The sequence below is a fragment of the Amycolatopsis keratiniphila genome (assembly GCF_000400635.2).
GTDB classification, from domain to species: Bacteria; Actinomycetota; Actinomycetes; order Mycobacteriales; family Pseudonocardiaceae; genus Amycolatopsis; species Amycolatopsis keratiniphila.
In genome coordinates this window covers 1772051-1789656 of sequence record NC_021252.1, presented here as the reverse complement: position 1 = coordinate 1789656, position 17606 = coordinate 1772051, and the positions used below count along the sequence as shown (strand labels likewise).

At 70.1% G+C, this 17606-nt stretch carries 12 protein-coding genes; 7 read left to right on the top strand and 5 right to left on the bottom strand.

Annotation, left to right across the window (positions count from 1 at the left end):
- The first annotated feature begins 15 nt into the window (after positions 1-15).
- Complete coding sequence (locus AORI_RS49365) at positions 16-3120, top strand: arabinosyltransferase domain-containing protein (protein WP_016332066.1); 3105 nt, start codon at positions 16-18, stop codon at positions 3118-3120.
- Positions 3121-3177: 57 nt separating this feature from the next.
- Here AORI_RS49365 and helR read toward each other — a convergent pair whose 3' ends face one another.
- Positions 3178-5364, bottom strand: a complete 2187-nt coding sequence (helR, locus tag AORI_RS49360; RefSeq protein WP_016332065.1) for an RNA polymerase recycling motor ATPase HelR — start codon at positions 5362-5364, stop codon at positions 3178-3180.
- 478 nt (positions 5365-5842) lie between these two features.
- Complete coding sequence (locus AORI_RS49355; RefSeq protein ID WP_051552934.1) at positions 5843-9502, bottom strand: nSTAND1 domain-containing NTPase; 3660 nt, start codon at positions 9500-9502, stop codon at positions 5843-5845.
- Between the two features lie 94 nt (positions 9503-9596).
- Between AORI_RS49355 and AORI_RS49350 the strand changes: the two genes are divergently transcribed.
- Complete coding sequence (locus AORI_RS49350; RefSeq protein ID WP_228688320.1) at positions 9597-10226, top strand: response regulator; 630 nt, start codon at positions 9597-9599, stop codon at positions 10224-10226.
- On the opposite strand, the gene AORI_RS49345 is transcribed toward AORI_RS49350, so the two are convergent.
- Genes AORI_RS49345 through AORI_RS49335 form a run of 3 tightly spaced genes read right to left on the bottom strand, consistent with a single transcriptional unit; the run spans position 10217 to position 13412 of the window.
- Positions 10217-11716 carry a precorrin-2 C(20)-methyltransferase gene (locus tag AORI_RS49345; RefSeq protein WP_016332062.1) on the bottom strand — a complete coding sequence of 500 codons (1500 nt, stop codon included), beginning with the start codon at positions 11714-11716 and terminating at the stop codon, positions 10217-10219. The genes AORI_RS49350 and AORI_RS49345 overlap by 10 nt on opposite strands.
- The gene (locus tag AORI_RS49340) at positions 11713-12336 is read right to left on the bottom strand and encodes a precorrin-8X methylmutase (protein WP_016332061.1); all 624 of its coding nucleotides are present in this window, start codon (positions 12334-12336) and stop codon (positions 11713-11715) included. The genes AORI_RS49345 and AORI_RS49340 overlap by 4 nt, the downstream gene beginning before the upstream one ends.
- Complete coding sequence (locus AORI_RS49335; RefSeq protein WP_043848624.1) at positions 12333-13412, bottom strand: precorrin-3B synthase; 1080 nt, start codon at positions 13410-13412, stop codon at positions 12333-12335. Before AORI_RS49335 ends, AORI_RS49340 begins: the two co-directional genes overlap by 4 nt.
- A 99-nt stretch (positions 13413-13511) precedes the next feature.
- Between AORI_RS49335 and AORI_RS49330 the strand changes: the two genes are divergently transcribed.
- The 5 genes from AORI_RS49330 to AORI_RS49310 all read left to right on the top strand — a co-directional run bounded on the left by AORI_RS49330 (position 13512) and on the right by AORI_RS49310 (position 17547).
- Entirely contained in the window at positions 13512-14417 is a 906-nt protein-coding gene (locus tag AORI_RS49330) for an ABC transporter ATP-binding protein (protein ID WP_016332059.1), read from the top strand.
- Entirely contained in the window at positions 14414-15265 is an 852-nt protein-coding gene (locus AORI_RS49325) for an ABC transporter permease (RefSeq protein WP_016332058.1), read from the top strand. Before AORI_RS49330 ends, AORI_RS49325 begins: the two co-directional genes overlap by 4 nt.
- A gap of 3 nt (positions 15266-15268) precedes the next feature.
- Positions 15269-15514, top strand: a complete 246-nt coding sequence (locus tag AORI_RS49320) for a helix-turn-helix transcriptional regulator (RefSeq protein WP_016332057.1) — start codon at positions 15269-15271, stop codon at positions 15512-15514.
- Entirely contained in the window at positions 15511-16161 is a 651-nt protein-coding gene (locus AORI_RS49315) for a UvrB/UvrC motif-containing protein (protein ID WP_016332056.1), read from the top strand. Before AORI_RS49320 ends, AORI_RS49315 begins: the two co-directional genes overlap by 4 nt.
- A 132-nt stretch (positions 16162-16293) precedes the next feature.
- On the top strand, positions 16294-17547 hold the full coding sequence (locus tag AORI_RS49310; RefSeq protein ID WP_016332055.1) for an HNH endonuclease signature motif containing protein: 1254 nt from the start codon (positions 16294-16296) through the stop codon (positions 17545-17547).
- Positions 17548-17606: the final 59 nt, after the last annotated feature.

Below are 17606 nucleotides of genomic sequence, written 5' to 3'. Positions count from 1 at the left end.
GTTAGCGTTGCGCCGATGCGTTTGATCGCTGTCACGCTGGGGTTGCTGTCCGCCTTGTGCGCATTGGCTTTCCCCTTCCTGCCGGTGGTGCAGGACACAGCGGAGGTCGTCTGGCCAACGGGCGGCGACACCCGCTCCGTCAACGCGCCCTTGACCGGGTACTGGGCGCAGGACCTGCGCGTCGACCTGCCGTGCACGACCGTCCGTTCGCTGGACGCGCGTTCGCAGGGCCAGGCGCTGTTGTTCTCCACCGTGCCCGACGGCCGCACCGACCCGCGCGCGGGCAAGGGTGTCGGCCTCCAGCTGCGCATCGACAACGGCGTGCTGCTCGCCTCCAGCCAGGGCCAGCAGATCGTGCAGCAGCCCCTCCCGGAAAAGAACTGCGACGTCAAGCTCCGCGCGGACGCGAACCAGATGACGGTGACCGTCGCCGAGACCGTGGTTTTCCACGCCGAGGGCGACGTCCGGCCGCGGTTGGTGGGGATCTACTCGTCGATCAACGCGAGCAAGGACCCGATCGCCGGCCTGCACGTCTCGGTCGTCCCGGACACCCGCTACCAGACCTCGCCGACGGTGTGGAAGTGGATCGTCGGCGTCATCGCGGCGCTGTCGTTCATCGGCTGCCTGATCGCGGTGTGGCGGATGGACTCCGGATTCGCCCGCCGCGCGCCACGCTGGGCGCCGGTCGGCTGGTGGCGGCTGACCGCCCGCGACGCGACGGTGATCATCGCGCTCGGCGCGTGGGTGTTCATCGGCCCGGTCACCTCGGACGACGGCTACATCCTCACGATGTCGAGAGTGGCCGAAGAGACCGGCTACCTCACGAACTACCACCGCTGGTTCGGGGTCGCCGAAGCGCCGTTCGGCTGGTTCTACCACGTGTATCAGCTGATGGCGCACGTCAGCACGGTGCCGCCGTGGATCCGGCTCCCGTCGTTCGTGCTCGGCGTGCTGAGCTGGCTGCTGATCAGCCGCGAGGTCATGCCGCGTCTGGGCACCCAGGTCCGCACGAGCCGCGCCGCCGGCTGGGCCGCCGCCGCGGTGTTCCTGGTCTGGTGGATGCCGTTCAACAACGGGGTCCGGCCGGAGCCGGTCGCCGCGCTGGGCTCGCTGCTGGCGATCTGCGCCGTCGAGCGCGCGCTGGTGACCCGCCGTCTGCTGCCGTTGTGCCTCGGGCTGACCGCGGCCGGGTTCACCCTGGCCGCGACGCCGACCGGGCTGATCGCGGTCGCGCCGTTCCTGGTCGCCGCGCGCCCGCTGTACAAACTGGTCCGCCAGCGCGCCGAGAACGGCTGGCTGCCGGTGCTCGGGCCGGTGCTGGCCGCCGGGCTGCTGGTGCTGGTCGTGGTGTTCGCCGACCAGACCTTCGCCACCGTGCAGGAGGCGACCCGGATCCGCACCCTGGTCGGCCCGAACCTGTCGTGGTTCCAGGAACTCGCGCGCTACCAGCTGCTGTTCGAAAGCCTGCCGGACGGCTCCGTGCCCCGCCGGTTCCCCGTGCTGCTGGTGCTGCTGTGCACCGGGACCTGCCTGGTGGTGCTGCTGCGCCGCGGCCGGATCCCCGGCGCCGCGCTCGGCCCCAGCCGCCGCCTGATCGGCACGGTCGCGCTGTTCTTCCTGCTGCTGGCGCTCACCCCGACCAAGTGGACGCACCACTTCGGCGCGTTCGCCGCGGTCGGCGCGGCCATGGCGGCGTTGACCGCGCTGGCGACCAGCTCGACGGTGCTGCGCTCACGGCGCAACCGTGCGGCGTTCCTCGCCGGGCTGCTCGTGGTCGGCGCGCTGGCCGCGACCGGGCCCAACTCGTACTGGTTCGTCTCGAAACTCGGCGTGCAGTGGACCGCGGTGGCGCCATCGATCGGCGGGATCCCGCTGTCGACCATCCTGCTGATCGCGGCCGCGATCTCCGGGGTGTACGCGTTCGTGGAGAACGTCCGCGCGCACCGGCCCGGCCTGCAGGCGGGGCCGCAGGAAGGGCGGAGCCGGTCGCTGCGGCTCGGCTCGCTCTCGCTGGTGGTGGTCTGCGGCCTGATGGCCACGGGCGAGTTCGTCAGCATGGCGTGGGCGATCCACAACCAGCAGGGTTCCTACAGCCTCGGCGCCGCGAACTTCGGGCATCTGTTCGGCAAGAGCTGCAACCTCTCCGACCACGTGATGGTGGAACGGGACGCCGCGACCAGCATCCTGCGGGCCCAGCCCGAACAGCGGACGGTCCCGGTGAAGAAGGAGGAGCCGCCCGCCGGGCAGACCCCGCCGCCGCTGCCCGACCCCGAGCAGGACAACGGCCGGGTGCAGACCGGGTTCCACACCCGCGCGATCGACGACAAGGATCCGCTGGCCGAACCGCCGCACGGCTTCAAACCCGACGAAGTCCCGATGTGGAGCAGCTTCCTCGACCCCGAGACGCGGGCCGGGCGGCTGCGCAGCGACTGGTACGCCCTCTCCGAAAAGCCGGCCGACGGCCAGATCGTGGTCGCCACCGCGGGCGCGGCCCGGCGGCCGACGTCGGTCAGCCTCGACTACGGCGTGAACACCAGCGAAGGCGTGAAGGTCGTCCGCAGCCAGTTCGTGCTGCCGCCGGGCGCCGGGACGAACGGCTGGAACGACACCCGGATCAACCTGCGCGACCTGCCGGCCGAGACGACGTCCGTGCGGATCAACATCGTCGACAACGACCTCACCGAGGACGGCTGGATCGCCGCGTCCGCGCCCCGCGTGCCGACGTTCACCACGCTGACCGAGAAGATCGCGGGCAAGCCGGTGTACGTCGACTGGCCCGCGTCGTTCGTCTACCCCTGCGTGCAGCCGGTGACCTCGCACGACGGCATCTCGAAGATGCCCGAGTACCGGATCACCGCCGGCGCCGTCGCCGACGAGGCGAACTGGGCGTCCAGCACCAACGGCGGCCCGATCGGCTGGCTCGAAGAGGTCGCGGCCGAACCCGAGGTGCCCAGCTACCTGATCGGCCAGCCGAGCCAGTCCTGGGGCCAGCTGCTGCAGGTCGAACCGTTCACCGAGGGGATCGCGCCGACGATCGTCCACGGCGAGAAGGTCGTCCCCGGCTGGTGGTCACCCGGCCCGGGACCGCGGCAGCCGAACGGCAAGGACCCGACGCGCTAGTGGGCTGAAAGCGTCCTTCACCGCATCAGACGCGGTGAAGGACGCTTTCGTCGCGTCTCATGCGGGGAAAGCGTCCTTCAGCCCCCTCAACGCGGGCGGCAGCGGGCCTTCGTGAAGGACGCCGAGCCGCTGCGTAGCGCGCGTCAGCGCCACATAGAGCTCCGCGGCACCTCGCGGACCGTCGGCCAGGATCCGCTCCGGGTCCACGACGAGGACGGCGTCGTACTCGAGTCCCTTCGTCTCCGACGCGGGCACCGTGCCCGGCACGCCGGGCGGCCCGATCACGACACTGGTGCCTTCACGCCCGGCCTCGTCCTTGACGAACTCCTCGATGGCACCGGCCAGCGAATCCGCGTCGACCTGCCGTGCCCACGGCCGAACCCCGTTCGACCGCACCGATTCCGGCGCCCGGACCTCCGGCGCGAACTCGGCGAGCACCGACGCCGCGACGGCCATGATCTCCGCCGGGGTCCGGTAGTTCACCGTCAGCGAGCGGTAGACCCAGCGTCCCGGCACGTACGGCTTCAGCATCGCGTCCCACGAGCGCGCCCCGGCCTCGGACCGGCGCTGCGCCAGATCGCCGACGACGGTGAACGACCGGTTGGGACAGCGCCGCATCAGCACCCGCCAGTCCATTTCGGACAGTTCCTGCGCCTCGTCGACCACGACGTGCCGGTACGTCCAGTCCCGGTCCGCCGAGGCACGCTCGACGAGGCTGCGCGTGTCGTGCTCGACGAACCGGTCGGCGAGTTCGTCGGCGAAGAGCAGGTTCTCCGCCGAGAGCATGATGTCCTCGTCCATCTCCTCGCGGTCGAGTTTCATCGTGTCGAACACACCTTCGGCGTACTCGGCCTCGGCCTTCTTCTCCCGCGCGAGCGCTATCTCGGCGGCCTTGTCCTCCGCCTTGTCACGGCCGAGCAGGTCGACGAGTTCGTCGAGCAACGGCATGTCCGACACCGTCCAGGCCTCGCCGTCGGCGCGCAGGAGCGCCTGGTCGGCCCCCGCCGCGCGAAGCCGCTCCGAGGACGAGAGCAGTGTCCCCAGCAGGCTTTCGGGCGTGAGGATCGGCCAAAGGTCGTCGAGCGCGGCGGTGAACGTCTCGCTCTCCGCCAGTTCCTTGAGCAGATCCTTCCGCAGCCGCTCCCACTCGTCGCGGTCGTCCCGGCTGAGCCAGCCGCGGCCGATCCGCGCGATCGCCCGCTCGGTCAGCACGTAGGTGACGATGTCGGTGAACGTCCCGCGTGCTTCGTTGTGCGGCAGGCCGCTCTTGCGTGCCTCGTCGCGGGCCCATTCCGCGGTCTCGGCGTCGATCCGCACGGTGACGTCGGCGAGGTCGATCAGCACCGGCTCCTCCGGCAGCCGTTGCCGGTCGGCGACGGCGGCCTTGAGGACGTCCAGCATCTTCAGCGAACCCTTGAGCCGCGTGGCCTCCGGCCCGTCCTCGGCGGTGACGTGCTTGCCGGGCACGAGGTCGCCGGTGGTCATGAACACCACGTCGGTCTCGCCCAGCGACGGCAGGACGCGGCCGATGTGGTGCAGGAACGCCGGATTCGGCCCGACCACCAGCACGCCGTGGCGCTCCATCCGCTCGCGCTGCGTGTAGAGCAGGTACGCGACGCGGTGCAGCGCGACCACGGTCTTCCCGGTCCCCGGCCCGCCCTCGATCACCAGCACCCCGGGATGCTCGTGCCGGATGATCTCGTCCTGCTCGGCCTGGATCGTCGCGACGATGTCCCGCATCCCCTCGCCACGCGGCGCGTTGACGGCCGCGAGCAGCGCCGCGTCACCCTCCGCGTCGCCGCCGGGACGGCCGAACACCTCGTCGGTGAATCCGAGCAGCTCACGGCCGTGCGTGTGGAACTGACGGCGACGGCGCATCTTCTCCGGCGTCGCCGCGGTCGCGGTGTAGAACGGACGCGCCGCCGGCGCCCGCCAGTCGAGCAGCACCGGTTCGTAGTCGTTCTCCTCGTCGAAGAGACCGATGCGGCCGATGTGGGCGGTCTCCCCCGCCAGGCTGTCCAGCCTGCCGAAGCACAGCCCGTTGTCGACGACGTCCAGCCGCCGCGATTCCCTGGCCAGCGCGCGCACCTCGACGTCACGTTCCATGGCCGTCCCGCCGGTTCCGCCCAGCGCGGCCTGGTACTCCCCCTTCACCCGCGCGCGTTCGGCGTCCAGGCGTGTGTAGAGCCCGGCGACGTATTCGCGTTCGGACCGGAGCTCTTCTTCATGACCCTGAGTTGACACAGACTCCCATTTCGCCAGGTTTCGGCTACGGCGAGTGAGTCTGAGGCATCACCGGGGTCTTGTGGCAAGTCCCCCCATGCGCTATATGTTTATTACGGAGGGAGTTACTCCGTCCACTTCTCGGCCCCGTCGGGCCCTGTCCACCCAGTTCGCCGGTTACGAACGTGGCTTTCGCATCGCCGGCGGAGGCAAGTCGTCCATCCACTGATCAAGTGGGGGTCGTGAGTGTTTTGGGTCGTTCTAACGACCCGAAACACTCACGAGGCGACACCTGCGACCGAACCGCCGCTCCCCGTGGCCGACCGGGGGCGAAGGCTCCTTTCGTCGCATCAGACTCGGTGAAGGGAGCCTTCAGCCCACACCACTCCGCTAGTGCCTACTGACGCAGGTTGGATCAGCCGCAGCCCCAGCGAAAACCGTACAGCTAAACATCAAACGGACATCCGCTTGCCGACTGATGTCCTTTGTGGAAAGTCAATCATCCGCACGGTGGCGCGTATTCGAGCCCCGGAAAGTACTTCTCCCACTCTTCCCGCGTGATCCTCGGCGTCGCCAGCCTGCAGATCTCCTCGCTCACCTTCGTGGTGTCCGTCTGCCACAGCTGGACGCCGCTGCTCCCGATCGCGAGCGTATGCCCGTCGTCCCGGTACGCCAGCGAGTTGACCGTCGCCCCGAAACCGGTGAGCTGCGTCGTCTCCACCGGTTTCCGCGGATCGGCCACATTCCACACCCGCACCGTCCGGAACGCCGACGCCGCCAGTTCCCGGCCGTCCGGGCCGAACGCGAGCGGCCCGACGCCTTCGGCGTGCCCGCCCAGTTTGACCGGCCCCGCGACGTGCGCGCGATCGGTGATGTCCCAGAGGTAGACGTTCCGGTCGCTGCCGCCCGCGGCGACCGTGCGGCCGTCGGGGCTGAGCGCCATCTTGAACACCGTGCCGCCGTCGGGCCGCAGGGTCGACACCAGGCTGGGCCGCTGGGGATCGGCGACGTCCCACAGGGTCACCGCGGACGAGTCCGGCCCCTGGCTCGCCACGAGCGTCCGTCCGTCGGGGGTGAACGCGAGCGACCACACCGTGCCGTCGCCGACCGGCAGATCCCGCGGCCCGGTGAACCGCCGGGGATCGCTGACGTCCCAGAGCGTGATCGGTCCGTCGTCGCGGCCGGAGGCGAAGGTCTTCCCGTCCGGGCTGAAGGCGAGCGAGTAGGTCGGCAAGACCTCGGTCGACGCCAGTAGTTTCGGAGCCGTCGGCTCGCCGATGTCCCAGCGCTGGAGCACGAACGTCCCGCCGACTCCGGCGCCGGCGTGCGCGGCCAGCGCGAGACTCCGCCGGTCCGGGCTCACCGCGACCGCGGTGACGGTCGCCGGGCCGGGAAGCTTCGAAAGCTGCCTCGGGGCACGCAGATCGTCCATCGACCACAACCGCACGTCGTCCCCCGCGGTGACGAGGATGCGCCCCTGTTCGAGGAAGGTGCCGACGTTCCAGCCCGCGCTCGACGCCAGCGCGAGTTCGCCGACGTCCTGAAGCCGGACGGTGCGGTCGGCGCTGGTGGACACGATGGTCTTGCCGTCCGGGGAGAACGCGGTCCACCAGATGGAGTTCGTGTGCCCGGACAGCGGCGGCAGTTCCTTCGCCGGTCCCGTGACGTCCCAGAGACGCACGGACTGGTCGTCCCCCGCGGTCACCACCAGCCTGCCGCTCGGGCTGAACCCGGCCGCCCAGACCACGGCCGGGGTGGTCAACGTCGACAGTGGCCGCGGCGCCGCCGGATCGGCGACGTCCCACAGCTTCGCGGTGCGATCCCAGCTGGTGGTGAGCAGCCGCTTGCCGTCCGGGCTCCACGACGGGGTGAGCTGAAGATCCTTGTGTCCGGAAAGGACGGAGCGCCGTCGCGGCGCGGACGGGGTGGTGACGTCCCAGAGCTCCGCCGTCCAGTTCGTGTTCGTGACCGCGAGCAGCTTGCCGCCGGGGCTCAGGACGGCGCGTTCGAGCTGTTCGGCCGGGATACCGCCGAGCGGTTTCGGCGCGCCGAGGTCGCCGACGTCGGTGAGCCGGACCGTCCGGTCGACCGAGCCGCTGACGAGCAGACGGCCGTCCTGGCTGAAGTCGAGGGAGAGCAGGACGTCCCGATGCCCGGTGACGTCCGCTTTCCGCACCGGTCGCCGTGGATCGGTCAGATCCCAGAGCCGGACCCGATGGTCCCGGGTGGCCGTCGCCAGCGCGCGCCCGTCGCGGCTGAACGCCAGCGGACCGCGGACCTCCACCGAACCGGGCAGCGTCGACAGGAGATCCGGCTGCCGCGAGTCTGCGATGGACCACACCTGCGTCGCCCGGTAGGCGTCGGAGGTGATCATGAGCTGCCCGCTCAGCGCGACGGTGACGTCGCCCAGGTCGAAGACCATCCGGGTGGCGAACGGCACCGCCATCGACGCGAGCAGGCCGTCGTGGGTCTCCTGGATCGGCGCGAGCCGGTACGCGGCGAGACTGAGCTGGGTCGACAGCGCCGGATTCGACTCCCGCAACGTCTTCGCGTCGACGACGGCTTTCCGCGCGAGCGCCTCGTTCCGTTGTTCGGTGGCGGTCCGCCCGGCGTCGACGGCGTACCCCACGGCGACACCCGCCAAGAGCAGCAGGACACCGAGGAGCGCGACGAGCCTTCGCAGCCTCCGCGTCCGTTTGCGGCCGACGGCGGTCTCCTCGGCTTCGGCGTCGAGCCCGGCCTGAAGGAACGTCCGCTCGCGCGCGCTCAGCGCGTCCGGCTCCCGCTCCGCCCATTCGGCCGCGAGACCCAGCCGCGTGCCGCGATAGAGACTGCCCTTGTCGCGATCCAGCGACTCCCACAGCTCGGTCGCCTCGGCCAGTTGCCGGTGCAGGCGGTGCCCTTCGCGGTCCTCCGCGAGCCAGTCGCGCAGCCGCGGCCAGCTGCGGATCAAGGCCTCGTGGGCGATCTCGACGCCGTCGCGGTCGAGGACGAGCAGACGCGCGTCGGCGAGGCGTTCGAGCACCTCCGTCGTCGCCGGGTCGTCGTCGAGTTCGCGCCGGTTGAGACGGCGCTTCGTGTCTTCGGTGCCTTCGCCGAGCGCGGTCAGGCGAAGGAAGATCTGCCGCACGACGCGCTGCCGGTCCGGCTCCAGATCCGTGTAGACCGCCTCCGCGGTCCGCGCGATCGCGTTGAGGATCCCGCCCGCCGCCTCGTACGCCGCGCTGGTCAGCGTGATCCCCTGACGCCGCCGCCAGGTCTCCAGCAACGCGTGCGACACCAGCGGCAGCATTGCGGGCTGGCCGGTGGCGTCGGCGACGAGCGTCGTGACCAGCGCCGCCTCGACCCGGCAGCCCGCGCGGACGGCGGGTTCGACGATCGCGGTCCGGAGCTCGTCGGCGGTCATCGGGCCCACCATCACCTGCGCGTCGGTGAGCGCCTCGACCAGACCGGCGTGACGGCAGAGGTGACCGTAGAAGTCCGCGCGGACACCGAGGACGACCCGCGTGCCGTGCTCGTCGCGGGAGAGTGCGACCAGGGCGTCGATGAATTTCTCGCGTTCGATCCGGTCTTGGCAGAGCGTGTAGACCTCCTCGAACTGGTCGACGATCAGCAGTCGTCCCTCGGCGTCGAGGTCCTCGTCGAGTGAATGCGCCCCCGGCGTGCGGAGGACGACGGGGCGTTCGCTCGCCGCCGCCAGCCCGGCCCGCAGGACCGACGACTTCCCCGACCCCGAGGCACCGAAGACCCCGACGAGTCGTTTCTCCGCCAGCTTGCCGGTCAGCTCGGCGACCAGCCGCTCGCGGCCGAAGAAGCGGTCGGCGTCGGCGGTCTGGAACGCGGCCAATCCGAGGTACGGGAGTTCGGTTTCGTCGCGTACGCCGGAGGCCGCGGCGAGCCCGGCGGCGACCGCGCGCCAGCGCTCCTCCCACGCCGCGACGTCACCACCGCACGCGGTGACGTACGCCGTGGTGACCGCGAGCCCGGGCAGCTTCCGCCCGCCCGCGGCTTCGGAGAGCGCGGCGGCCGAGTAGCCCGCGCGGGTCGAGAGTTCGCGGTACGTCGGCCCGCCCGCCTTCTCGCGCAGCAGGCGAAGGTCCGCCGCGAAGCTCACGACGACGTCGTCGCCAGGCCCCAGCGGTCGCTCGCGTCTCGGCACCAGGCCCCCCTGATCGTCCAAGCGTTATCGAATGGACATTGTTCACCGAAAACGGCCGGACACTGTACAAAAGTTCTGCGCTACAACCGATGGCGTGCCGATTCGAACCCATGCGGTGACCGTGGTCTTCGCGGGCGTCCCCGAACCGCCCGCGTCCTCGGAGCTGGAGGTGGTCGCTCACACCCCCGACGAACGTGAGGCGGTCTGGCACGCCAGGGCGCTGCGGCCGGACGTCCTCGTCCTGTCCGTCCACCCGCCCTCGCTCGACGGGCTCGCCGTGACACGCGAGGTGTCGTCCCGCGTACCGGGCACCGCCGTGCTGGTGCTGACCCCGCCCGGCGACGGCGAACTCGTGGTCGCCGCGATGCTCGCGGGCGCCCGCGGCGTGCTGTCCCGCAGCGCGGGCCCCGACGACCTGGTCCGCTTCATCCGCGGGGTGGCGGCGGGTGCGGTGCTCTTCGGCGAGCGCGCCGCGGACCGGCTCTACGGCCTGCTCGCCGCTTCACAGCCGATGCGGGCGTTCCCGCGGCTGACCCCGCGCGAACACGAGGTGCTCGACCTCCTGGCGGGCGGCCTGACCATCCCGGCCGCCGCGCGGCAGCTGGGGCTCGCGCCCAAGACCGTGCGCAACGTCGTCACGTCGATCCACGCCAAGGCCGGCACGGACGACCGGGAGGTGTTGCTCGCCCAAGCCCGGAACGCCGGGCTGGGCCGTCAGTCGTAGGTACGCGGTGTCCAGACGACGCCGTTCTCGGCGCGGGTCTTCGACGAGCCGATGATCAGCAGGCAGCGCATGTCCACACCGGCCGGATCGAGGGTGCCGAGGGTGACCACGCGGATGTCCTCCTCGGGCCCGCCGACGTCGCGGGCGACGACCACCGGCGTCTCCGGCGCGCGGTGCCGGAGCAGGACGTCGCGGGCCTGCGCGAGTTGCGCGGTCCGCGTGCGCGACGCCGGGTTGTACAGCGCGAGCACGAGATCCGCCGCGCCCGCCGCGTCGAGCCGTCGTTCGATGATCTCCCACGGCTTGAGCCGGTCGGAGAGCGAAAGCACGCAGTAGTCGTGGCCCAGCGGCGCGCCGACCCGGGACGCGGCCGCTTGCGCGGCGGTCACGCCCGGCACGACCCGCACCCGGACACCCGCGCCGTGCCCGGCCGCGACCTGCTCCAGCACGGCCGACGCCATCGCGAACACGCCAGGATCGCCCGACGAAACCACCGCGACCCTGGCTCCGTTCGCGGCCAGTTCCAGTGCCTCGACGGCGCGGCCGGCCTCGACGCGATTGCCCGACGCGTGCCGCTGCTGGCCCGCGCGCTGCGGCACCCGGGCGACGTACGGGCCGTACCCGACGATGTGCTCCGCCGCGGCCAGTTCCGCGGTCGCTTCGGGGGTCAGCCAGTCCGGACCCGCCGGGCCCAGGCCGACGACCACGACCTCGCCGCCGGTGTGCGTTTCCACCTCACGGGTGACCTCGGGTTCGTCGGCGAGGCGGGAGGCGTAGGCGGGACTGGGCAGCAGCGCCAGCGAGAAGTACGGCACCGACTCCGGGTCGACGTCGGCGAGCGGCTCGACGCGCTGCGCCGGCCAAGTCGCCCGTTCGACGTAGAAGGCGTCGTCCAGTTTCCCGGCCTCGGCCAAGGCCTCGCGGACGTTGCCGAACGTGCGGCCGAGTTTGAGCACCGCCGCTGCCTGCGTGTCGGCCAGGCGGCGCGCGAGCTCCGGGGCGGGCAGTGTGCCCGGCAGGATCGTGAGGACCTCGTCGCGCTGCACCAGCGGGCGGCCGAGCACCGACGACGCCGCGCTGACCGACGTCACGCCCGGCACCACGGTCGCCTCGTAGCGGTCGGCGAGCCGTTCGTGCATGTACATGTAGGAGCCGTAGAAGAACGGGTCGCCTTCGCAGAGCACGACGACGTCGCGTCCGGCGTCGAGGTGTTCGGCGAGCCGTTTCGCGCTCAGCTCGTAGAAGTCGGCGATGGCGCCTTCGTAGCCGCCGGGGTGGTCGGTGGTCTCCGTGGTGACCGGGTAGACGAGCTTCTCCTCGATCTGCCCGTCACGCAGGTACGGCTCGGCGACCGAACGCGCGATGCTCCGGCCGTGCCGCGCGCTGTGATAGGCGATGACGTCGGCCTCGCCGATCAGGCGCGCGGCCTTGACCGTCATCAGTTCCGGGTCACCGGGTCCGAGCCCGACACCCCAGAGTTTCCCGCTCATTCGACCTCACTCGCCATCGCGTTGATCGCGGCGACGGCCATCGCGCTGCCGCCGCGTCGTCCGTGCACCACCAGGTACGGGGCGGGCGCCCGCTTCGCGAGCTCCACTTTGGACTCGGCCGCGCCGATGAAGCCCACCGGGACGCCGATGATCGCCGCCGGCGCGCCGACGCCCTCTTCGAGCAGTTCCAGGAGGCGGAACAGCGCGGTGGGCGCGTTGCCGATCGCCACCACGGAACCGGGCAGCTTGTCGCGCCACAGCTCCAGCGCGGCCGCGGACCGGGTGGTGCCCATCCGCTCGGCCAGCCCGGGCACCTTCGGATCGGACAGCGTGCACAGCACCTCGTTGGCGGCAGGCAAACGTTTGCGGGTCACCCCGGAGGCGATCATGTTCGCGTCGCACAGGATCGGCGCGCCCGCTTCGAGCGCGGCGCGGCCGGATTCCACCACGTCCAGGCTGTAGCGGAGATCGTCGACCAGGTCGACCATCCCGCAGGCGTGGATCATCCGCACGGCCAGCACCGCGACGTCGTCGGGCAGGATCGCGAGATCCGCCTCCTCACGGATGGTGGCGAACGAATGCCGGTAGATCTCGGCCCCGTCCCGGATGTAGTCGATCACTGTGTCCCTTTCTCCGCCAACGTTCTCGCCAGCTCGCCGACCGGGACGAACGCCCCGTCGACCAGATAACCGTCCTCCGTCGCGAGCACGTCGACGTGCTCGCGCGCGGGTTTGCCGCAGCGCCGTTCACAACCGGCGAAATGAGCCCTCGGCGTTCGCCCGACCCGCGCCGCGTCGGCCCGCACGTCGGCGAGCGACTTGGCACAGCCCGGCTGCCCGATGCAGGCGCTGACCCCGAGCGAGGGCGCGTCCGGATCGGTGATCAGCCCTGTGTCCGGCGCCAACGGACCGAGGACCAGGATCGACCGCCACGGCGTGACCACGGCGTTCCCGGCCTTCGCGATCGCGCGTGCCTGGGCCGAGGTGAGCCTGCCGAAGACCGGGGCGACCCCGATCGCGTCACCGATCGGCCCGATCGGGAGGCCCGGGTTCACCTCGAACCGCCGCGGCTCCGTCGTGTCGCCTGGGATGCCCCTGAGCAGCGGCTCGATGTCGGCGAGTTCGCCGATCCGCCACGCCGTTCCCCTCGTCCGAAGGAACGCGCGCGCGACCGAGAGCAGCGTCTCGACGGCCTGTCCGGCGGGGACGCGCAGGCCGGTGTCCTCGCCGGCGAGCAGCACGGCACCGTCGCGCCAGCAGACGTCGGCACCCTCACCGGCGACGTCGCCCTGGCCGCCGTCGAAGGCGAAAAGGAACCGTCCCGGGAGGTTTGCCAGCTCCGGAACGGCACACAAGGCTTCGTCGAGTTCCCGAGCGAGCTTTTGCGCGGTGTCGCTCAGCGGCGACGCGAGGATGTTGCGGACGCGTTCGTGCGACGGCGAAGGCAGGAGCCCGGCCGCGGCGAGCCTCCCCGCGAGACCCGGCCGGGTGACGCCGCGCAGCTGCACGTTGCCGCGGGAGGTCAGGTGGAGTGCGCCGTCACCGAGGTCGTCGGCGGCGTCGGCGAGTGCCCTGAACTGTGCCGCCGAGATGGCCCCGCCGGGCAGCCGGATCCGGGCGAGCGGACCGTCGGCCGCGTCGTGCGTGGCGAAAACACCAGGGCACGCGTCGGCTCGGACACGTGCGCTCGTGGACATGCGCTCACTGTAGATGGCCGATTCCACCGAGAGTATGTCTCAGATCATATGTAGTAGGTGTGCTACATTCGATCGCAGAACTGAGATGGGGGTGACCAAATGAGAGATCCACAGGACGTGATGATCTCCGTCAAAGATCTCCGGATGCGGTACGGCACGAACGACGTCCTCCACGGCGTCGACTTCACCGCGCACCGCGGCGAGGTGATCTGCCTGCTCGGCCCGAACGGGGCGGGCAAGACCACGACGATCGAGATCCTCGAAGGCTTCCGGATGCGGTCGGAGGGCGAGGTCAGCGTGCTGGGCGTCGACCCGGCGCACGCCGACGAGAACTGGAGGGCGCGGCTGGGGGTCGTCCTCCAGGCCTGGCGCGACCACGCGAAATGGCGGGTGCGCGAGCTGCTGGAGCACCTGGGCGGCTACTACGCGCCGTACTCCACGGATCGCATCAAGCGGCCGTGGGATCCGGACGAACTGGTCGCCGCGGTCGGCCTGACCGAGCACGCGGACAAGCGGGTCCGGATGCTCTCGGGCGGGCAACGGCGACGGCTCGACGTCGCGATCGGCATCGTCGGCCGCCCGGAACTGCTGTTCCTCGACGAGCCGACCGCCGGGCTGGACCCGGAGGCGCGGCGCGAGTTCCACGACCTCGTGCACCGGCTGACCGATGACGACGACACGACGATCCTGCTGACCACGCACGACCTCGACGAGGCCGAGAAGCTGGCCGACCGGATCCTGATCCTGAACCACGGCCGCATCGTGGCCGACGGTTCGGCCGACGCGCTGAGCAGGCAGATCGCCGGCGAGGCCGAGGTGCGCTGGACGCTGCACGGCCAGCGGTTCGTGCACTCCACGACCGAATCGACGAAGTACGTGCACGAACTGTTCAAACAGCACGGGGACGCCATCGGCGATCTCGAGGTCCGGCGGGCGTCGCTCGAAGACACGTACATGACCCTGGTCCGCAAGGCCGAGTCCCTGGAGGCGGTGGGCGCGCGATGAACACGATTCAGCACAGTGTCCGGCTGGGCGTCCGGCGCGGCTGGCTCGAAGCCCGCCAGATGATGACCAACCGGGAAGACCTCTTCAACACCTTCCTCTTCCCGGCGATCTTCGTGATCGTCATGTTCTTCATGCGCGGCGCGAAACTGCCGGGCACGGAGTTCTCGCTCGGCGCCGCCACCGTGCCGAGCGTGCTGGGCGCGTCGATCGTGTTCAGCGGCATGCTCGGGATGGCGGGAGTCCTCGCCGTCGAACGGGAAGACGGCACGCTCCTGCGCGCCAAGGCCACGCCGAACGGCATGATCGGCTACCTCGTCGGCAAGGTCGTCACGGTGTCGTTGAGCACCGTCATCGGCATGCTGCTGGTCCTGATCCCCAGCCTGATCCTGTTCGACGGCATCGCTCCCGGCGGGCTGACGTCGTGGCTGGGCCTGCTGTGGGTGCTGGTGATCGGCCTGCTCGCCACCATGCCGATCGGCGCGATCTTCGGCTCGCTGACCTCGAACGCGCGCAGCATCGGGCTGATCATGCTGCCGACACTGGGGATCGGCGCGATCTCGGGGATCTTCTACCCGATCACCGCCCTGCCGGAATGGCTGCAGTACCTCGGGCAGGTGTTCCCGATGTACTGGCTCGGCCTCGGCATGCGGTCCGCGCTGCTGCCGGAGTCGACGGTGATCATCGAGATCGGCCAGTCCTGGCGGCCTTGGGAGACCCTCGGCGTGCTGTCGGTGTGGGCCGTGATCGGATTGACGCTGGCCCCGGTCGTCCTGCGGCGCATGGCGCGGCGCGAGTCCGGGTCCTCGGTGGCGGCACGACGGGAAAAGGCGATGCAGCGAATTGGCTAGCTCATGAGCGAGGTCGTTTACAACCGGATCGCGATGTTGCGGGCGGAACGGGGCATCTCCCGCCGCGAACTCGCCGATGCGCTGGGCGTGCACTACCAGACCATCGGCTACCTCGAACGCGGCGAGTACAGCCCGAGCCTCTACCTCGCCCTGCGGATCGCGGAGTTCTTCGAGGTGACGGTGGAGATCATCTTCTCCACCGCCCCTTTCCCGCGGATCGGTGACTCTTCGTCGGAGCGGTCGGCGTGAGCCTGCTGGAGCGGGCGCACGCGCACGCGGTCCGGCTGGGACACGACCGCATCGGGGGCGAGGAACTTCTGCTCGTGGTTCTCGACGACGGTGTGGGGCATGCACTCCCTGGCGCTTTGGGGATCTCTCGCGATGTCCTTGTGTGGCAACTGGAGAAAGCTCCTTCGTCGCCTGTCGCCGGGACCGTCGACGGCTATCCGGTCACGGCCGAAGTCCTTGGCGTGCCTCGATCCTCGGGGCTGGTGGAGTTGGTCGTGGGCCTGCTGGCCGCCGGGGGCGGAGCGGCTCGCGTCCTGGGCGAACACGGGGTGACCGAGGAGCGGGTGCGGGAGGCTCATGCGCGGATTTGGGCTCCCTTTCTGGATGAGAACGCCGTCTGGGGAAGTTCCGTTGCGCGCGGCCCCGTGGACCCGCCCTTTGAGATCGACGCACTGACTTCCCAGATCGCCGAATACCGGCGACGCAAGGAAGCGGCCGTCGATGCGCAGGAGTACACCCAGGCGGGCCTCATCCGCGACAAGGAGAAAGAGGTCGAGCGGCGGCGATCCGTGCTCATCCGGGAATGGGCGGCCACCGTCGATCCGGTGGATCTGGCCGAGGCGGTCGTTTCGCTGCGGGCGGAGGTCGCCGCCCTTCGCCGCATTTAGTCGACTAAATGCGATTCGCTCAGGGTAATTCGGCGTTGGCGACTGTTTCACCCTTCAGTGTTGTCCGCGCAAGTGGCCTTGTTGCTTAAAATTACGAACACATGTTCGATGGGTTTACGGTATTATTGAGGGGTGTCCGAGACCTTTCTCCCCGAGTTGCCGCAGGAGTTGTGGCGTGCCGGCAAGCTGGAGCTTGCGCATGGCGCGCAGCAGTTCTTGCAGGTGATTCGCATGGCCACTGCCGGGTTGGGGCAGTTTCTGGCGGAGATCGAGAATCGTGGCGTCAAAGACTTGTACGGGCACGGCAGTACAGCGAGCTGGCTCGCCGAGATCGCGGGGCTGTCGCGCGGCGAAGCGGGCGCGGTGGTGAAGCGGGCTCTTGCCCTGAATCCCACCCGTGCTCTGGATGGCACCGAGGTTCCGCCTGTTGCTCCCTGCACCGCCGCGGTCGCCGCTCAGGGACTGGTCGGGGATGAACGGATCGATCAGATCCTGGAGATCTTGAAAAACCTCCCGGCCGACATCTCGGCTGAGGATCGGGCGTGCGCGGAGAAGATCCTCGCGGACCTCGCCCCGACCGCCGGACCCCGGCAACTCTCCAAGGCCGAAGCGAAACTGATGGGCTGGCTGAATCCCGACGGCAACGAGCCGAAGGATCCCGAGCCCAAGGAACCACGCCGGGAAATCACCCTGGAACGCCGGAAAGACGGCTTCTGGAAACTCACCGGCCTGCTCGACGACGAGACCGGTGCCCGCACCGCGGCTGCGTTGGAAGCACACGCCCAACCACGCCCCGTCGACGAATTCGGACAGGCGGATCTGCGGATGAAGTGCGAGCGCATGGGGGATGCCTGGGCCGAACTTCTCGATCTGGCCATCGCCTGTCCAGACCAGCCCGGCACCAGCGGCTATCGCACCCTCGTCCACGTGACCGTCGGGTTGGAAGAGTTGAAGTCCGGTCTCGGCACCGCCTGCCTCGACTTCGTCGGCACGATGACCGCGCGGGAAGCCCGGCTCGCGGCCTGCGACTGTCTGATGTTGCCGGTGGTGATGGGTTCCTCGGGTGAACCTCTGGATATGGGGCGGCTGAGACGGTTCGTCACCCCTGGCCAGAGACGTGCGCTGAACCTCCGCGACGGTGGCTGCGCGTTCCCTGGATGTCATCGGAAACCCAAGAATTGCCACGCTCACCATATCGAGCACTGGGCAGACGGCGGACCGACAGATCTCCGAAATCTCGTGCTGCTCTGCGGTTTCCACCACCGGCTGATCCATCACGGTGACTGGGAAGTACGCATGGCCGCCGACGGGTTACCTGAATTTATCCCACCCCAGTACAGGGACCCGCTCCGAAAACCCCGGCGCAACACCCTGCATCACGTCTAGGCCCCGAGGAGCCCGCCAGCCACCCAGGCGACGGGCCCCTCGGCATGCCCAGCGCCAGT